We start from the raw sequence: 17,069 nt of genomic DNA on the forward strand, positions 1-17,069 counted from the left end.
TATCTTACCATGAAAAATTATTAAATGCGAATAGTAACTACACTTCTATTTTATGATACAATTTAAAATTTTGGAAATAAAATTCACCTATTTTTTAAAAATCATCATATACCTAGTATTATTAGGACAAACATAATGCAATTGTAAGAGAGGTGAATTCATGATAGATCTTGGGTATATATGGTCCTTTTTAATGATTGTCATCATAGATATTGTTTTAGGTGGTGATAATGCTATTGTCATTGCATTAGCATGTAGAAAATTACCATATAAACAGCGTAACATAGCGATCATTTTCGGTAGTATAACCGCAATTGTTTTACGAATCATTTTAACAATTGGTGCAATTTATGTTTTAAAGGTTCCTTTTCTACATTTAATCGGCGGAATATTACTTTTGTACATAGCATGCAAACTAATTATCCAGGAAGAGGACAATCTTTCTTCCATAAAGGAAAACTATACCGTTTTCCATGCAATCCGTACAATTGTATTTGCTGACCTTGTTATGGGGATCGATAACGTATTAGCAATTGCAGGGGCATCAAATGGAAAGCCTTCATTAGTAATTATAGGTCTTTCGATTTCGATTCCAATTATTATCTGGGGAAGCAAGGTTGTTTTATGGTTTTTAGAACGATATCCTGTCCTTAGCTTTGTTGGTGCTTCAGTCCTTTCAATTACTGCAAGCAAAATGTTAATAGACGAACCAGCTATTAATGCGTATATAAACGGGAGAAACGATATGGAGTTAATTGTCAGTTCATCTTGTGTTATTTTTACGATTATTATAGGTTACTACTTTAATAATATTCGATATCGTAAGCGAACTTCCTAATTGTAAAAAAAAAGCTGTAAAAAGTATTCAGTAAACTTTTTACAGCTTTTTATATATTATTCATAAGTATTTGTTCAATATGAATGAGAATCTTAATCAAGAATTGTAATATTTTTCACAATTCAAATCAAAAAATTACTCATTAACTAAACGTTGTGCTTCGCGTAATTGATATGTGCGAACTGAACGTGGTAAAAATCTTCTTATTTCATCTTCATTATAACCAACTTGTAAACGTTTCTCATCAATAATTATAGGTCTTCTTAATAAACCCGGATATTTTTGAATGATTTCATATAAGTCTTGTAAAGGAAGACTTTCAAGGTCCACGTTTAATTCCTGGAATATTTTTGATCTTGTTGATATAATTTCATCAGTACCACTTTCAGTCATACGTAAAATTTGTTTAATCTCATTAATTGACAATGGTTCTGAAAAAATATTTCTTTCTTTATAAGGAATATTATTATCTTCTAGCCACATTTTTGCTTTTCTACAAGACGTACAACTTGGTGAATTATACAAAATTACCATTTTGCGCTCCCCCTAACTATTCTTTTAAAAAAAGTAATATAGTTATCTGTATTAGTTTATAAGAATTGGTTAATTATAATAAGTTTAATCTACCACTATATGTTCACATTATACAGTATTGCTTAAGATAAATATAGACTAATTTGTAAAAAAATTTAAAAAAACCTATACAAAAGGTGTACAATTTTCAGTAAATTTAAAATCCAATAAATTCAAAATAATTATTTTGAAAATAACCAATTACGCTTTATATTTCACCACTTTTTTAATACAATAATAGTAACGCTTACATTCCTAGGAGGCTAATCTAATGGCAGCTTACATAACTGATTTACTGATTGTTGCAGTGTTAGTAATTGGAATTACTGCACTTAATGGTGTGTTTACAAACGCGATCGGCGAAAAAATATTCGGTAGAAGTAAAAAAAGTCAATTTGTTGAGATGTCTGACAGAATGTCTGCTAACTTCAAACAAGTTGGTGGTCAAGGCAAATTCCGTAAGAAAACTTATTAATAGTGCAGGTATTAGGTAGAACAAAGGTTTTAGGAAAAGGAAGGGCACAAAAGCCCTTTCTTTTTTTGTTTCAAAAAAGGTCGAGTCTTTAGGAGATGTTTAAGGTATAGTTGGTTCAGTATTCTAAGGAATATTAGATTCAGGGGCTTTGAAAATAAATTTATACCGCACCATTATACACTTTTGCTCTTCCTTCTTCTCCACAGCTAGTCCAACCATTCTTCTACCTACCCTTGCCTGCACTGATAATTTTAGAACTTTCATCTTAATTTTCCCTTAATTTCAGAATACCTTGAAATTCATTTGGATTTACCTTTTTTCTAACTCATGAGCACCTTATGAGATTAAAAAATTGATGCTTCTTCCGTTTATTAACTCATGAACCCTATTTTTCTACACCTTAATGTAATTTCCTATCCTATCTTCCCGTCCTACTCCTTAACCCTATAAAAAAATGCCTAGCGAATTATTCACTAGGCACTGTTTTTATTTATACATTTGTTGGTAATTTTTAAATTCTGCTTCAGAGCAAAGTACGAAATGTCCTGGACGAACTTCACGTAATTTTGGTTCTTCGTTAGAATAATCGTGTTGAGATGCATCATAAACGATACGTTTACGGTTGCGCTCATAAACTGGATCTGGAAGCGGGATTGCTGATAATAAAGATTTTGTATAAGGATGCATTGGGTAATCATATAATTCATTACTATCTGCAAGCTCAACGATTTTACCGTGATACATTACACCGATACGGTCACTAATGTATTTAACCATTGATAAATCATGGGCAATAAATAAATATGTTAAGCCTTTTTCCTTTTGAAGCTTTTTCATTAAGTTTACAACCTGAGCTTGAATCGATACGTCAAGAGCTGAAATTGGCTCATCGGCAATGATAAAGTCTGGTTGTACAGCAAGTGCTCTTGCAATACCGATACGTTGACGTTGTCCACCTGAGAATTCATGTGGGAAACGATTAGCATGCTCTTTATTTAAACCTACTGTGTCAAGTAAGTCATATACCATTTTCGTACGTTCTTGTCTGTTACGAGCTAAGCCGTGAATATCAATACCTTCAGCAATGATATCAGCAACTTTCATACGCGGGTTAAGTGAAGCGTATGGATCTTGGAATATCATTTGCATACGTCGGTTAAATTTCTTTAATTCTTTACTACTTTTCTTTCCATGTACATCTTCACCATCAAAAATTACTTGTCCATCCGTCGCATTGTATAAACGAATGATTGCACGTCCAGTTGTTGATTTACCAGAACCTGATTCACCTACTAAACCGAATGTTTCTCCACGGAAGATGTCAAATGTAACATCATCGATTGCTTTAACCGTTGTTTTACCTGTATTAAAGTATTGTTTTAAATTTTTAACTTCGACTAATTTTTCTGCTGTTTTATTTGACATTTACTTCACCTTCCTTCATTCGTTGAATACGCTTCTTAACGGCTTCAGGTGGTTCAACTTTAGGAGCATCCTCATGTAATAACCATGTTGCAGCGTAGTGTGTATCAGACACTTTGAACATAGGAGGTTCCATTTCATAGTCAATTTTTAAAGCATTTGGATTACGTGGTGCAAACGCATCACCTTTTGGAGGATTTAGTAGATCTGGCGGCGTACCAGGAATAGCTACTAATTCTGCTCCTTGTTCATTATCTAAGTCAGGCATTGAAGCTAAAAGTCCCCAAGTATAAGGATGTTTTGGATTGTAGAAAACATCGTCTACAGTTCCAATTTCAACTACTCGACCTGCATACATAACTGCTACTTTATCGGCAACATTTGCTACTACACCTAAATCATGTGTAATAAAGATAATTGCTGAATCAGTTTTTCTTTGAATATCTTTCATTAATTCAAGGATTTGAGCTTGAATTGTAACGTCAAGAGCTGTCGTTGGCTCATCGGCAATTAATAATTTTGGATTACAAGCAAGCGCCATTGCAATAACAACACGTTGTCTCATACCACCTGAGAATTGGTGCGGGTATTGTTTAAAACGAGCTTCAGCCTGTGGAATACCTACAAGGTTGATTAATTCAATCGCAATTTTCTTTGCTTCAGTTTTGCTCATTTTTTGGTGCTTCATTAGACCTTCTGTTATTTGATATCCAATCGTTAATACTGGATTTAAAGAAGTCATAGGATCTTGGAAAATCATTGAAATATCTTTTCCACGAATAGCTTGCATTTCTTTTTCGCTTATTTTAGCTAAATCTTTTCCATCGAATAAGATTTCACCGCTTTTAATTTTTCCAGGAGGGCTTGGAATTAACCCCATTAATGCTTTAGATGTTACTGATTTACCTGAACCAGATTCACCTACAATTGCTAATGTCTCACCTTTTTTTAGGTCAAATGAAACTCCGCGTACTGCTTGAACTTCACCAGCATGAGTATAAAAGGAGACACACAGATCTTTTACTTCTAATAATTTACTCATTGTTCATTCTCCTTTCAAAATTACTTACTCGATTTTGGATCTAGAGCGTCGCGTAAGCCGTCAGCAATTAAGTTGAAACTTAAAATTAACAAACTGATTACAATCGCTGGAATAATCATCATATGAGGGAAAGTTTGTAATGACTTAAAGCCATCACTTACTAAAGAACCTAATGATGCTTTTGGTGGTGCAATACCTAAACCAATGAAACTTAAGAACGCTTCAGAGAAGATAGCACTTGGAATCGTAAACATCATCATTACGATAATTGGACCCATAATATTTGGAATTAAGTGTTTTGCAATTAATTGAGTATTTGTCGCACCTAATGTTCTTGAAGCTAAAACGAATTCTTGATTTTTTAATTTTAACATTTGACCACGTACGATACGTGACATACTTACCCAGCCTGTAATAACCATCGCTAAGGCGATTGAAAGAATACCTGGGTTTTTAAAGATCAGGATAAACAGGATTACTACGATTAAATACGGAATACCCATTAATACTTCGGCGATACGTTGCATGATTGTATCCACTCGTCCACCAAAGAAGCCTGAGATACCACCAAATGTAACACCAATTAACATATCAATTACTGCTGCTAATAAACCGATTAAGATTGAAACACGAGCACCAGACCATGTTCTTGTGAAAAGGTCACGTCCAAGATCATCTGTACCAAACCAGTAATTTTCTTTAATTCCTTTATCTTTATAAACGTCATTTCCATATTGATCATACCCATCAAATGGTAAGAATTTTACATTTGCTAATACACCAATTTTTGGTGGTAATTTTGCTCTTTTTAAATCTTGATCTTTGTAAGAATGGCCACTAATCATTGGACCAAACAAAGTGAAGATTAATAAGATGCCTAGGATGATAAAACCTAACATCGCACCTTTATTTCTCATAAAACGTCTTCTTGCATCTTTCCAGAAAGAATCTGAAGGTCTTGAAATTTTATCTGCATTATTTAAATCTACGTTTGCAGGTTGAAATAAATCAGATGAAATTTTTTGAGCTGTATTATTGTTCATTCTTATTTACCTCCTGCTAAACGGATACGTGGATCAATTACACCGTATAAAATATCTACTACGAAGATTACAATTAATAATAATGCACTATAGAAAATTGTTGTACCCATGATTAATGAGTAATCATTTGTTTGGATTGATTGCACGAATTGAGAACCTAATCCAGGTACAGCAAACATATTTTCAATAACTAATGTACCAGTCATTAAGTTTACAGCCATAGGGCCTAAAATTGTAACAACCGGAATTAATGCATTTCTTAATGCGTGTTTAATAACTACGCCAACTTGAGAAATACCTTTTGCTTTTGCAGTTACGATATATTCAGAATTCATTACTTCGATTAATTCAGATCTTGAGAATCGAGCTACCGTTGCGATAACGAATACTGATAATGCAATAGTCGGTAAAATCGTGAATTTAAAGCTTTCCCAATATGCTACTGGGAACCACTTTAGTTGTACTGCTAAATAATATTGTAAAATGGCCCCGAATACGAATGAAGGTATCGAGATCCCTAGAACTGCTAGAACTGTAGCTCCGTAATCAAAAATTGTATTGTTTTTTAATGCTGAAATGATCCCTAAGATTAATCCTATAAATGCTCCTAATAATAAAGCTTGAGCACCTAATTGAGCTGATGGACCAATACGAGTTTTAATCATATCAGTTACTTTACGGTTATCGTATTTATATGAATCTCCTAAATCTCCTGTTGCTAAATTCTTCATGTAAGTTGCGTACTGAACAGGAATAGGCTTATCTAACCCATACTTTGCAAAAATAATTTGTTTTTGTTCAGGCGTTAATTTCTCTGGGTTTTTTAATGGAGAACCTGGTAACAACTTCATTAAGAAAAATGTAACAGTACAAATCAAAAATAGTGTGACAAACATGTAAATAAATCTCTGTAGCACGTAACGTCCCACAACAGCACCCCCTTATTAATTTTAAAAATTTTTTTATATTTTTTTTGTTAAAAATGAGAGTAGTTAAAATACTCTTATTTTCATTTCTAGACTGTTTCGTTCGTTTTTACTTCTTGTCCATATTATTCTCAAACATGGATTCAATCATTTAGTCCATTTTTTTCTTTAAATGTAAAAAAGGTGTAAAAATTTGCTTAAGCTTTTTTTTCCAATAATGTAAGCGTATTCGCAATGACGTTATTGGTCAATATTTTTTTACTAGAAAATTCAAAATTATTATTCTAGATTGATAATTCTATTAGGAAATTCCTGTTTATTTTAAAACTGGGATCCTCATAAAAAATAGCTCATTCAGATATTTATTCATAAATTTTAGTAAAAAAATGAATAATTACTTTAATTTCAAATTACAATTCCAGTATAACAAACTATTTATCGTAACATATCTCACAATCCATGATGTATACCCCCTAAGATGCAATGCAATGTAGGTTAAAACGCAGAAAGTTAATATACAATTCTGAATTTTTATAGTAGAATTTTCGATAGTAATCGATTTTTTTCTACAAATTTTATTATACATTTTTATTAGAGTTTTACAACAATTTTGACAAAATTAAATTAATAAATTTGTTGAAATTAAAAGAATTCTCTCAAAAATGCTAACAATTAAAATAAAATTGTAAATATTAGTTGAAACTGTTTACAATGTTATTATAGTATAGCAATAATAGGTCAACAATATATAATTCTTTCCAATAGGGGGATCTTAAACTAAATGTCAAAACACTATATTATCAGCGTATTTTCGGGGATATTACTTGCAGCAATCATTTCACTCATCCAGGGAACATTACACTTTTTCCTTCATTTCACCAATGTAACTTTCTATATTGGACTAACATTATTTGTAATCGGCGGATTCTTATTAATCGTCCAAAGTGGATTCTTTAATATTACTCGTTTTGGAATACGTAAAGTTTTTGGTACACGTGACAAGCAAATGGCCGAAATGACAGGTGATGAAACACTAACAGTTGATAAGGATATGATTTATAGAAGATATAATTTTTCAATAACTAAGCCTTTACTATGGACGTCTATTACTTTAGTGATCATCTCTTATCTGTTCAGTTTTATCATTATTTATTAAATGATGTATCAACATCTTGAAAGTTGAATATAATTAAGATATTATCTATAGAAAGTATATAAAAGCTATGACGAAGAGTAGTACACAGAATTGGCATGTTAAGAGAGCTTGTGGATGGTGAAAACAAGTCGTGCCTCCTGTCGAATGGGCTTCTGAGCTTCGAACCGAACAGTTTAGTAGGCTTCGACGTATCTCAAACGATAGATGAGGGCATGATTTCATGCATGAGTGATTCCTTAATGGAATAACTAGAGTGGTACCGCGGTTTAATCGTCTCTATGTAGATAGAGAGATTATGCCGCTTTTTTTATTTTAATTAGCTTTTTTTTAGGAGGATTTTAAAATGCAAACTATATTTAGCGGAATTCAACCAACATCATCTGGAGGTATTACATTAGGTAACTATTTAGGTGCTGTAAAGCAATTCATTGAATTACAAAATGATTATAACTGTTATTTCTGTATCGTTGATCAACATGCAATTACAGTACCACAAGACAGACTAGCATTACGTAAAAACATTCAAAGTCTTTCTGCAATCTATGTTGCAGCTGGACTAGATCCAGAAAAATCGACAATTTTCATCCAATCAGAAGTGCCTGCGCATGCACAAGCTGGATGGATGATGCAATGTGTTTCATATATCGGCGAGTTAGAGCGTATGACACAGTTTAAAGATAAATCATCTGGAAAGGATAGTGTATCGGCTGCATTATTAACTTACCCACCTTTAATGGCTGCAGATATCCTTTTATACGGTACTGACTTAGTTCCAGTAGGAGATGACCAAAAGCAGCATTTAGAACTAACACGCGACCTTGCAGAACGTTTCAATAAGAAATACAACGAGATCTTCACAGTACCAGAAGTTAGAATTAGTAAAGACGCTGCTAGAATAATGAGCTTGGCTGAGCCTACTAAAAAAATGAGTAAATCTGATGAAAATCAAAAGGCTACGATCTTTGTTTTAGATGAACCTAAAGTCATTGAAAAGAAAATTAAAAGTGCTGTAACTGACTCTGAAGGAATCGTTAAATACGACAAAGAAAATAAACCTGGTATTTCGAACCTACTAAGCATTTACTCAGCATTTACCGGCGAAACAATCCAAGAACTAGAAAATAAATACGCTGGTAAAAATTATGGTGAATTTAAACAAGATGTTGCGGATGTAGTTGTAGATGGCTTACGACCTTTACAAGAACGATATAAAGAAATCATTTCATCAACTGAACTAGATGATATTTTAGATGCTGGTGCTGAAAAAGCAAATACTGTTGCAAATAAAATGATTAAAAAGATGGAAAATGCAATGGGATTAGGTCGCAAAAGAAAAAAATAATCACTAATTTAAAAAGAGTTATCTTAAAGTTACAGAACTTTAGATACTCTTTTTTTCTTTGATAATCTAGTTGAAAACAAAGAAAACCCACAAGGATTTTTATCTCCTTGCGGGTTTGTTCTTTGAGATCTTTTAAGGACCCCGTTTTAATTTACTTTTTGCTCGTGTTCCATTTCCCATAACTTTTCAAAGAAAGGCTGACCTTTGACGATTCTTCCACATAATTGCTCATGACGATCTGACCATCCACTTTTTATTTCATCATATAATTGAGACCAAATATCCTCAAATGTCAAATCCTGTATTTGTTGATACGATGTTGGATTCCACTCAGTGTACCAATATCGGATTTCCGAAGGATTTTTTGACGAATGCAGTTGATCTAATGCCATAAATAATAACTGTTTCAGTTGTCTTTCTTTTCTTGTTAGTCCGCTCATAATAATTGGCGACGGTGACAGTATATGATGTTCTTTATTTTCTTCTGCCATTAAATTATGAAGACTATAGTGACTTTCCTCAATCTCAGCTGTCATATCATATACCATTTGTTCTTGCCTTGGAATTAAACGGCTTTTTCTAATCGGAATATTATATCCAATTGTGTCCACCGCAATAATTCCATTACCATCTGTTACTACAAAGCAATAATCTAACTGAATACGCTCATGGTTCTTTCTTACATAGGACTTTTGAAACACTTCTGTTAATAGACCGGATGGAAGCTCTAATAGTTCATTTTCAATATACTGATAGATCTCTGGAGTAACTTTAATGACTGGAACTTGGTCTAATAATTCAACACTATCATCTTTTCTCCACTCAAAAAAATGACAGACATTGTAACCATTTTCTTCACCTTCAAACCAATTGACCCATACATCATGTAAATACAACATTTACTACCCCTCACTTCACAACTGTATGTAACTTTCAGTATGGTCAGTGATTCACTAAATTATTCCATTTATCCACTGAATTACAAAAAGTGTTTTAACAAATTGAATAAATAATGGTCAAAAAAGCATTAAATATCAATATTTAAGATATTTTTCATGATTTTTACAAGTCGATTCAATACATCTAATTTGGAATCGTTTGCACTCAAAGTGTAATATATTGAATCGCATTTTCCTTAATCTTTTTACTTGGCGTTCGTAAAAGAATTTCAGTTGACCATTCTGTTTGTTCTGTACAACTTTTAACAATGTCATATCCAACACTGTAACCCAATAATTTTGGAATTCCGTTCCCACCATACAAGTATTTTGAAAAGTCATCATCATTACTTGTTAAATCAAGTTTATCAATTAAATATCTTTTATAATAAATTTCACATTGCGCAGAAGAATACTGATTTGTCCATGGCGCTTGTACCGCTTCACCGTACTTATCTAAAACTGCGGTTTCTGCTAACCCTTCTAAAATCATTGCATCTAGTAATGTGACTTTTTTGTTTTTATATAACTTAGTCAATCTTACAATATGATGATACTCATGTAATAATACTGCTTTATGTTGCAAAATTCCTTCTAATGGAGATAAAAATAAACAAATACAATTTTTATATGCTATTCCACCTCTATGATAAGTCTTGTTTTTAAACATACTTCTCGTTTGGTGACAAGGTAAAATAAAAATAGGTAAGTCAGGTCCATTAAATTCTCTTTTTAATTTCTCAAACTCATCCGATAGGCTTTTCCATATATTTTTTTCATACAAACTACTTAGATCATCCTTACTTTCAATTGTCAGCTTTGATAAACCATGGGAAAGAAGATACTTATACAAACTATCCTCATCATATTTTGGGAAATAAGGTAGTAGTTTTTTCATAACTTCTTGTTTACTTCCAATAAAATCAATCCATTTATACGTTGGCATTATCCCAAGTTAATCACCTCAATTTATATAAAGTATGATATTTACCTACTAAAAGTTACAAAAACAAGGGCATGAAAATAAATAATGAACGAATTTACCATTCACTTATTTTTTATCCAAATAAAAAAAAGCTCAGGTAAAAACCTAAGCTTCTTCAAATGATTGATTAATTTATTTAGTAAACTCTTTAAATGCTAATGTTACGTTATGTCCACCAAACCCTAGTGAATTTGAGATAGCCGCTTTTACATCAAATGGTCTAGAAACATTTGGTACATAATCTAAATCGCATTCGCTATCAGTTTCTTGGTGGTTAATTGTTGGAGCAATTACTTTATTGTGTATTGTTAAAGCCGTAATAATTGCTTCAATACCACCAGCTGCTCCAAGCATATGACCAGTCATAGATTTTGTTGAACTAATCGGTACATTGTACGCATGTTCTCCAAATACTTCTTTAATCGCCATTGTTTCAAATTTATCGTTTAATTCAGTACTTGTTCCGTGTGCATTGATATAATGTACGTCTTCAACTGATAAACCTGCATCATCTAATGCCATTTTCATTGCACGTGCTCCACCTTCTCCGCCTGGAGCTGGTGCTGTAATGTGGTGTGCATCACCTGTTGTACCATATCCAACGATTTCTGCATAAATTTTCGCACCACGAGCTAACGCGTGTTCTAATTCTTCAAGGAATACAATACCTGCACCCTCACCAATAATAAAGCCATCACGAGCATTGTCAAATGGACGACATGCTGAAACTGGATCTGGATTTAATGATAAAGCTCTAGCAGCACAGAAACCTGCAAGACCCATATCAGTAATCGGTGCTTCTGCACCACCAGAAATCATTCCAACTGCATCGCCACGTTGAATAATTTTAAATGCATCACCAATCGAACTTGCACCAGAAGCACAAGCAGTAACTGTACATCCGTTTGGACCTTTAGCTCCTGTTAAAATCGAGACTTGTCCAGATGCCATGTCTGGGATTAGCATTGGAATGAAGAATGGACTTACACGACGAGCACCTTTTGACTTGAACGTATTAAACTGTTCTTCATAAGTTTCCATTCCACCGATTCCAGAACCGATCCACACACCAACTTTAGGAGCGTTCTCTTCATTGATTGTAAAGTTAGCATCCTCTAACGCCATTTTCGAAGCCGCGATTGCGTAGTGAGTAAAACGGTCCATACGTTTTACTTCTTTTTTATCAATATATTTTTCAGGATCAAAGTCTTTTACTTCTCCTGCAACTTTTACTGGAAAATCATCTGGATTTTTTCGAGTTAAAGGTCCAATTCCACTCTTTCCATTCATTAAACTTTCCCATATTGTATCTATATCATTACCGATAGGCGATACCGCACCTATTCCAGTGATAACAACTCGTTTTTTCATATCAAAAAATCTCCCTTCAAACTAGATTATCTTCCGAATCGAAGTGCAATTGCACCCCATGTTAATCCGCCGCCAAATCCAACTAATACTAATACATCGTCTTCTTTAATATTACCTTTTTTATACTCCTCTACCAATGCAATCGGAATTGAAGATGAAGAAGTATTACCATGACGATCGATAATCACACTCATTTTTTCCTTTGGAAGCTGTAATCTTTCTCTTGCTGCGTCCATAATTCGTGTGTTCGCTTGATGCGGTATTAAGAAATCTACTTCTTCTTTAGTTAATCCAGCTAACTTTAATACACTCTCACAAGAATCTCCCATTTGACGAACTGCAAATTTAAAGACTTCTCGTCCATTCATTACTAAGTGATCTCCACCTTTATAAAGATGTTTTCCACCTGTACCATCTGCACCTAGTTCATAAGAAAGAATTCCTCTTCCATCACTTACTGGTCCGATAATCGCTGCACCTGCACCGTCACCAAATAAAACCGCTGTATTTCGATCTTCCCAGTTAACAATTTTAGTTAACTTTTCAGCTCCGATTACAAGAATTCTACTATATGTACCAGTATTTACAAACTGAGCTGCAGTAACAACTCCATAAATAAACCCAGCACATGCAGCACTAATATCCATTGCGGCAGCATTTTTCGCGCCAAGTTTTTCTTGAATTACACATGCAACAGATGGAAACGACTTATCTGGCGTAACAGTTCCAACTAAAATTAAGTCAAGTTCTTCAGCTTTAACATCCGCATCTTTCAATGCCGCTACTGCAGCTTCATATGCTAAATCAGAAGTGTCTTGTTCGTCACTAGCAATTCTTCTTTCTTTAATACCCGTACGACTAACAATCCACTCATCTGAAGTATCCATCATTTGTTCTAAATCATAATTTGTTAATTTTTTTTCGGGTACGTATGAGCCAATACCTAAAATTCCAGCATTCATAATAATATCCCGCCTTAGTTTTTATTTTTTTATGTCTTATTATTATTACCTGGTACTAATTTTATGAAATAAAAAGTACTTTGTCTACATTTTTATCTCTTAAAAGCTAGAGTAAGTTAAAAAGAGTGATCTTTCATATAAAAACACGGCATATAGTACAGTTGTCATACTTTGCACTATAGAAAATTCATCGATTTCCAATCCTTTAGATGAAATTTGACGTGTAATTGCACTTATTACTTATACCTAAAATTGGAAAATACGTCAATTTTTCTTCTACAAAAAAGGAAACAGTTCAGAAAGAACCATTTCCTTCGATTCAGCCTTTTGAATTTATCACAATTCATTTTAATTAGTAAAGATGAAAATGCTGTTGAATTTGCTGCTTTTGTTTTTGTATACCTTCTTCTATTGAAGTAGTATTAATAATTACAAAAGGAGTTGCACCTTTATAATTTCTCATCTGTGAGAACTTTATTCCATCAACCATATTTTGTATTCCAGTGAAATTTCCGTCTTCTGGTAAGTACATACATTGTTTTGCCGTAATAAAATATTTCTGTTCCTTTAATTCTTTCTCAGAAATAATTCTTATTGCTTTTCCTACATCTTCTACAAATAGAATTTCATTCGATCCGTATACATTTTTCTTTGAATCATTTCTTTTGCCTAAATCTTGAACTATTAATTCATGTACTAAACCGGAAGATGGCTCCCAAGGTCCATATAGAGATGGAATTTCAATAAACGTAATATTACTATTCAAATTCTCACTTAAATCATTTATATTTCTTTCAAATGTTGATAATTCATTTTTGGCAGATAATAAGATAATTAGGTCTTTGCATTTTGTACTAATATTGTTAAAGATTGTATCTTTTATCTCCATATCTTTTGTCGTACCCTTTAACTTTAATTCGTCATAATAATGGCAAATAAAAATGGTATCATATTGCTCATTCTCTGACAAAAATTGTTCCTCATCTAAAAAAACAACTCTTGCGTTTCTACCAATGGAGAAAATCTTCTCTTCACTAATTAGTTCACTTTCATTCCCTCTATCCACCAATACTGCTGTTACATCAGTATACTCCATTAATTGACAGACCAACTCATATCCTATAAACCCACTAGAACCAATAACCGCACACCTTTTCATTATTAACCTCCTTCTTTTCAGAAATTTACATCAATAAAATTATCTTATAAAATAGTCTGATGTTTCTTCAAAAACCTAATTAAGTTCTTTCCACAGTCATATTTCTTCTCTTCTAACGAAATCAAAATCGAAATAGGTAAATTATTTTTATTCCGCTCTTCTTCTAGTAGTCGAATATCTCGTTTCCATTTAAAATGATTTCTTGTAGTTGAATAGATTTTAATTGGTGAGATGGTTTCGTAGAAAAAACATTCTCTATCTATAACCATATAGAGGTCCGAGACTTTATATGCTTTTAAAATTTCATGAACTGTTCTCTTATAGAAAAATTTATTTTCTCTTTCTAAATCCAATTCATTTTTTAAATTTAATGATGGATTTAATAATGAAATACTTCTAACTTTACCTTTTAAATAACCAAGTAATTTACATACGACTAATGCGCCTGTACCTTCCCCAATTATATGAATAAATGGATTCAATATTTCTTTTCTTAAAACTGAATGGTATAAGCTTTCGGCCAATTCGACAGCATCATCGGAACCCCAATTTTTTCCATACAAATTTGAAGTGAACACTGTATACCCTTCATCTGTTAATGTTGATAATAACTTCTTTTTATCAAAATGCTGCAATAAGCAACTGTGACTACTATCCACATAGTGCGTATTCCCACCGATATAGAGAACTCCGAAACCATTCGGTCTAATAGGTAGATGAATAACTGCATATTGATCTTCTTGTTTAAAAAATCTCTCAGTTACAGGCATTCCTATCACCTTATTATTAATGTATTATTTTTGGGGAATTATAAAATAGGCATAAAAATATCCCTAAGTTATTTTTTTAATTAAAACTTTTTAATTATAACTTCAATTATCAATTTTCTAGGTATATAATATGATAAGAACCAACTAGATAGGAGTGATTAAAGTGCGTTTTATTATGACATTGTTCTGGAGCTTTATTTTATGCCAAATGGGAGCTTATGTTTTAAGTTCAATGACTGGCGGAGAATATAATTTCACTACTGCTTCAATTATGGCTGTTGTATTATCAGTAGCGATTTCAGTTATTAGCGAAGCATTAATTCCAAATGAACCTGTTGCAAAACACCACTAAAATCTATATATAACATATGTTGTAGCACCCAAAAATGTTCAACTTGGTACATACATATGCCACCATTTATGGTTATAGATTATTAATAGAATCCAAAAATCCCGACTACTTTTTTTGAAATTTTGGATGTTGTGAACTAAAAAAAAGCGCATCGATCGAATAATCGAAAGCGCTTTTTTATTACCTTTTTTAACACATTACTTACTAAATTATTTAAATTTTGATTTGTATGTCCATTTTCTATTATGGTTTTGTGTATCAGGAAAAACTTCTCCGGCTTGAAGTTTAATTTGCTTAGGTCGATTTACGTTGCTTCCAGTTTCACCGATTTCTACATATATCCCATTATTCGGTGCTTTATCGCCTGGTCGAAATTGATGCGCTTGTCCCATGATCCATTCCTCCTTTTATTTAGGTTCTTATTGTTCCTCTAAAATAAAAGTTATTTCTTTTAAAAAGATGGTATCATTAGTAAATATTGGCGTAAAATCCAATTATATTTTTTCTTTAATAGATCAAAATTAAAAAATAAAAAGGTGATGAATATGAAAACAAAACACTTAATTGCACTCGACTTAGACGGCACCTTACTAACGGATGAAAAAACAATATCCGAACGAACTTTAAAAGCGATTCAAAAGTTGAAAAATGCAGGTCATGAAGTATGCATTTCAACAGGAAGACCTTATAGAGCAAGTAAAATGTATTACGAACAATTGAATCTTACAACTCCAATTGTAAATTTTAACGGTGCTTATGTTCATCACCCATTAGATCATTCATGGGGAGTTTTTCACGAATCTCTACCATTAGACGTTGCAAAAGAAGTTATAAATTCTTGTAAAGAGTATGAATTAAAAAATATGTACGCTGAAGTAATGGATGATGTTTATGCACATAAACATGAAGAGGAAATCATCCCACTTTTCCATTATTTAAAAGAAGATATTATTCACGGCGATTTAGTTAAAAATCTTATACATGCACCAACTTGCCTTTTAATTGATAGTGAAGAGCATCATGTCGCAAGCATTCGTAACCATTTATCGGATGTACATGCTGAAGTAATTGATCATCGTCGCTGGGCTGCGCCACATCATATTATAGAAATTGTTAAAGCTGGTATGAATAAAGCGATTGGCTTGCAAAAAGTAGCCTCATATTACAATATTCCCCGAAAAAATATTATTGCTTTTGGCGATGAAGATAACGATTTAGAAATGATTGAATATGCTGGACATGGGGTAGCTATGGAAAATGCTATACAACAATTAAAAAACTTAGCAAAACACACAACCCTCTCTAATCAAAATGATGGAATCGCTATTTTCTTGGAAGATTTTTTTAATTTAAAATCATAACAGAACTTAATAAGTAATTAATAACAATATCAGTAATATTAACCAATCATATTAATTTACAATTTGTGCAACCTATTAAGGACTTCAACAAAAGGATTATCTAATTTTTGATATCGATCAATTACTATTGGAAGTTCTTAATGAAGTCACAAAAAAAAGCTTTCCTATTTTGGAGGGATTTCTCATGGGCAAAAGTAATAAGTCTAAGCGCTTTATTCAACAAAGTTCTGATTCTGTTACAAAATACTCTGAAAAGTTCCCTTATCACTTCACATTAGCTGAAGCTGAAGAGCGAAAAGCGAATAATAGTCAAAGCTTCAATGCGTAAGCATTAAAATAGAAACAACCGTGGAC

Annotated in this window: 19 protein-coding genes and 1 other annotated feature; of the genes, 7 read left to right on the forward strand and 12 right to left on the reverse strand. The window is 32.6% G+C overall.

Annotation, left to right across the window (positions count from 1 at the left end; genetic code table 11):
- The first annotated feature begins 163 nt into the window (after window positions 1-163).
- Complete coding sequence (locus ACFCYN_RS08085) at window positions 164-838, forward strand: TerC family protein (RefSeq protein ID WP_172447684.1); 675 nt, start codon at window positions 164-166, stop codon at window positions 836-838.
- 135 nt (window positions 839-973) lie between these two features.
- Here the strand turns inward: ACFCYN_RS08085 and spxA are convergent, their stop codons facing one another.
- Window positions 974-1,372 carry a transcriptional regulator SpxA gene (gene spxA / locus ACFCYN_RS08090; RefSeq protein WP_056473638.1) on the reverse strand — a complete coding sequence of 133 codons (399 nt, stop codon included), beginning with the start codon at window positions 1,370-1,372 and terminating at the stop codon, window positions 974-976.
- A 310-nt stretch (window positions 1,373-1,682) separates the two neighbouring features.
- On the opposite strand from spxA, the gene ACFCYN_RS08095 reads away from it, so the two are divergent.
- The gene (locus tag ACFCYN_RS08095) at window positions 1,683-1,886 is read left to right on the forward strand and encodes a hypothetical protein (RefSeq protein ID WP_056473635.1); all 204 of its coding nucleotides are present in this window, start codon (window positions 1,683-1,685) and stop codon (window positions 1,884-1,886) included.
- A 486-nt stretch (window positions 1,887-2,372) separates the two neighbouring features.
- Here ACFCYN_RS08095 and ACFCYN_RS08100 read toward each other — a convergent pair whose 3' ends face one another.
- The 4 genes from ACFCYN_RS08100 to opp3b are packed head-to-tail and all read right to left on the reverse strand — an operon-like array spanning window position 2,373 to window position 6,322.
- The gene (locus ACFCYN_RS08100; protein ID WP_098117236.1) at window positions 2,373-3,311 is read right to left on the reverse strand and encodes an ABC transporter ATP-binding protein; all 939 of its coding nucleotides are present in this window, start codon (window positions 3,309-3,311) and stop codon (window positions 2,373-2,375) included.
- Window positions 3,301-4,350, reverse strand: a complete 1,050-nt coding sequence (locus ACFCYN_RS08105) for an ABC transporter ATP-binding protein (protein WP_172445641.1) — start codon at window positions 4,348-4,350, stop codon at window positions 3,301-3,303. Before ACFCYN_RS08105 ends, ACFCYN_RS08100 begins: the two co-directional genes overlap by 11 nt.
- A 20-nt stretch (window positions 4,351-4,370) precedes the next feature.
- Complete coding sequence (gene opp3C / locus ACFCYN_RS08110; RefSeq protein WP_375948649.1) at window positions 4,371-5,393, reverse strand: oligopeptide ABC transporter permease; 1,023 nt, start codon at window positions 5,391-5,393, stop codon at window positions 4,371-4,373.
- A 2-nt stretch (window positions 5,394-5,395) separates the two neighbouring features.
- Window positions 5,396-6,322: an oligopeptide ABC transporter permease gene (opp3b, locus tag ACFCYN_RS08115; protein WP_098117233.1), complete on the reverse strand. Its 927-nt coding sequence runs from the start codon at window positions 6,320-6,322 to the stop codon at window positions 5,396-5,398.
- A gap of 778 nt (window positions 6,323-7,100) precedes the next feature.
- Here opp3b and ACFCYN_RS08120 point away from each other — a divergent pair.
- Entirely contained in the window at window positions 7,101-7,475 is a 375-nt protein-coding gene (locus ACFCYN_RS08120; RefSeq protein WP_375948651.1) for a DUF3899 domain-containing protein, read from the forward strand.
- Between the two features lie 58 nt (window positions 7,476-7,533).
- Window positions 7,534-7,756 (forward strand) — a binding site (T-box leader).
- A gap of 62 nt (window positions 7,757-7,818) precedes the next feature.
- The gene (gene trpS, locus ACFCYN_RS08125) at window positions 7,819-8,817 is read left to right on the forward strand and encodes a tryptophan--tRNA ligase (RefSeq protein WP_375948653.1); all 999 of its coding nucleotides are present in this window, start codon (window positions 7,819-7,821) and stop codon (window positions 8,815-8,817) included.
- Between the two features lie 146 nt (window positions 8,818-8,963).
- Here trpS and ACFCYN_RS08130 read toward each other — a convergent pair whose 3' ends face one another.
- The 6 genes from ACFCYN_RS08130 to ACFCYN_RS08155 form a co-directional block, all read right to left on the reverse strand.
- On the reverse strand, window positions 8,964-9,716 hold the full coding sequence (locus tag ACFCYN_RS08130) for a YjbA family protein (protein WP_172445645.1): 753 nt from the start codon (window positions 9,714-9,716) through the stop codon (window positions 8,964-8,966).
- Between the two features lie 205 nt (window positions 9,717-9,921).
- A complete protein-coding gene (locus ACFCYN_RS08135; protein WP_172445646.1) occupies window positions 9,922-10,701 on the reverse strand; it encodes a DUF2268 domain-containing putative Zn-dependent protease in 780 nt (259 codons plus the stop codon).
- A gap of 171 nt (window positions 10,702-10,872) precedes the next feature.
- Window positions 10,873-12,111, reverse strand: coding sequence for a beta-ketoacyl-ACP synthase II (fabF, locus tag ACFCYN_RS08140; protein WP_172445647.1), 1,239 nt, complete (start codon window positions 12,109-12,111; stop codon window positions 10,873-10,875).
- A gap of 26 nt (window positions 12,112-12,137) precedes the next feature.
- The gene (locus ACFCYN_RS08145) at window positions 12,138-13,073 is read right to left on the reverse strand and encodes a beta-ketoacyl-ACP synthase III (protein WP_172445648.1); all 936 of its coding nucleotides are present in this window, start codon (window positions 13,071-13,073) and stop codon (window positions 12,138-12,140) included.
- A 352-nt stretch (window positions 13,074-13,425) separates the two neighbouring features.
- Window positions 13,426-14,232 (reverse strand): hypothetical protein, encoded by an 807-nt coding sequence (locus ACFCYN_RS08150; protein ID WP_375948656.1) that lies wholly within the window; start codon window positions 14,230-14,232, stop codon window positions 13,426-13,428.
- Between the two features lie 44 nt (window positions 14,233-14,276).
- Window positions 14,277-15,002: an alpha/beta hydrolase gene (locus tag ACFCYN_RS08155; protein WP_172445650.1), complete on the reverse strand. Its 726-nt coding sequence runs from the start codon at window positions 15,000-15,002 to the stop codon at window positions 14,277-14,279.
- Between the two features lie 163 nt (window positions 15,003-15,165).
- Between ACFCYN_RS08155 and ACFCYN_RS08160 the strand changes: the two genes are divergently transcribed.
- Window positions 15,166-15,354, forward strand: a complete 189-nt coding sequence (locus tag ACFCYN_RS08160) for a YjzD family protein (RefSeq protein WP_098117224.1) — start codon at window positions 15,166-15,168, stop codon at window positions 15,352-15,354.
- Window positions 15,355-15,563: 209 nt separating this feature from the next.
- Here ACFCYN_RS08160 and ACFCYN_RS08165 read toward each other — a convergent pair whose 3' ends face one another.
- Window positions 15,564-15,746, reverse strand: a complete 183-nt coding sequence (locus ACFCYN_RS08165; protein WP_375948659.1) for a YjzC family protein — start codon at window positions 15,744-15,746, stop codon at window positions 15,564-15,566.
- A 153-nt stretch (window positions 15,747-15,899) separates the two neighbouring features.
- Here ACFCYN_RS08165 and ACFCYN_RS08170 point away from each other — a divergent pair, with 153 nt between their 5' ends.
- Both ACFCYN_RS08170 and ACFCYN_RS08175 read left to right on the forward strand, forming a co-directional pair.
- Window positions 15,900-16,715, forward strand: a complete 816-nt coding sequence (locus ACFCYN_RS08170; RefSeq protein ID WP_172445652.1) for a Cof-type HAD-IIB family hydrolase — start codon at window positions 15,900-15,902, stop codon at window positions 16,713-16,715.
- Between the two features lie 184 nt (window positions 16,716-16,899).
- The gene (locus ACFCYN_RS08175) at window positions 16,900-17,043 is read left to right on the forward strand and encodes a hypothetical protein (RefSeq protein ID WP_172445653.1); all 144 of its coding nucleotides are present in this window, start codon (window positions 16,900-16,902) and stop codon (window positions 17,041-17,043) included.
- Window positions 17,044-17,069: the final 26 nt, after the last annotated feature.

Origin of the sequence: Gottfriedia sp. NPDC056225, from assembly GCF_042267765.1 — a bacterium.
Lineage (GTDB): Bacteria > Bacillota > Bacilli > Bacillales > Bacillaceae_G > Gottfriedia.

Excerpts from the sequence above, each read along its gene's own strand:
- ACFCYN_RS08150 (WP_375948656.1), bottom strand. The coding sequence starts at position 14,232 with ATGAAAAGGTGTGCGGTTATTGGTTCTAGTGGGTTTATAGGATATGAG.
- spxA (WP_056473638.1), bottom strand. The coding sequence starts at position 1,372 with ATGGTAATTTTGTATAATTCACCAAGTTGTACGTCTTGTAGAAAAGCA.
- opp3C (WP_375948649.1), bottom strand. The coding sequence starts at position 5,393 with ATGAACAATAATACAGCTCAAAAAATTTCATCTGATTTATTTCAACCT.
- ACFCYN_RS08095 (WP_056473635.1), top strand. The coding sequence starts at position 1,683 with ATGGCAGCTTACATAACTGATTTACTGATTGTTGCAGTGTTAGTAATT.
- ACFCYN_RS08120 (WP_375948651.1), top strand. The coding sequence starts at position 7,101 with ATGTCAAAACACTATATTATCAGCGTATTTTCGGGGATATTACTTGCA.
- ACFCYN_RS08145 (WP_172445648.1), bottom strand. The coding sequence starts at position 13,073 with ATGAATGCTGGAATTTTAGGTATTGGCTCATACGTACCCGAAAAAAAA.
- ACFCYN_RS08105 (WP_172445641.1), bottom strand. The coding sequence starts at position 4,350 with ATGAGTAAATTATTAGAAGTAAAAGATCTGTGTGTCTCCTTTTATACT.
- ACFCYN_RS08135 (WP_172445646.1), bottom strand. The coding sequence starts at position 10,701 with ATGCCAACGTATAAATGGATTGATTTTATTGGAAGTAAACAAGAAGTT.
- ACFCYN_RS08175 (WP_172445653.1), top strand. The coding sequence starts at position 16,900 with ATGGGCAAAAGTAATAAGTCTAAGCGCTTTATTCAACAAAGTTCTGAT.
- fabF (WP_172445647.1), bottom strand. The coding sequence starts at position 12,111 with ATGAAAAAACGAGTTGTTATCACTGGAATAGGTGCGGTATCGCCTATC.
- ACFCYN_RS08100 (WP_098117236.1), bottom strand. The coding sequence starts at position 3,311 with ATGTCAAATAAAACAGCAGAAAAATTAGTCGAAGTTAAAAATTTAAAA.
- ACFCYN_RS08170 (WP_172445652.1), top strand. The coding sequence starts at position 15,900 with ATGAAAACAAAACACTTAATTGCACTCGACTTAGACGGCACCTTACTA.
- trpS (WP_375948653.1), top strand. The coding sequence starts at position 7,819 with ATGCAAACTATATTTAGCGGAATTCAACCAACATCATCTGGAGGTATT.
- ACFCYN_RS08165 (WP_375948659.1), bottom strand. The coding sequence starts at position 15,746 with ATGGGACAAGCGCATCAATTTCGACCAGGCGATAAAGCACCGAATAAT.
- ACFCYN_RS08155 (WP_172445650.1), bottom strand. The coding sequence starts at position 15,002 with ATGCCTGTAACTGAGAGATTTTTTAAACAAGAAGATCAATATGCAGTT.
- ACFCYN_RS08130 (WP_172445645.1), bottom strand. The coding sequence starts at position 9,716 with ATGTTGTATTTACATGATGTATGGGTCAATTGGTTTGAAGGTGAAGAA.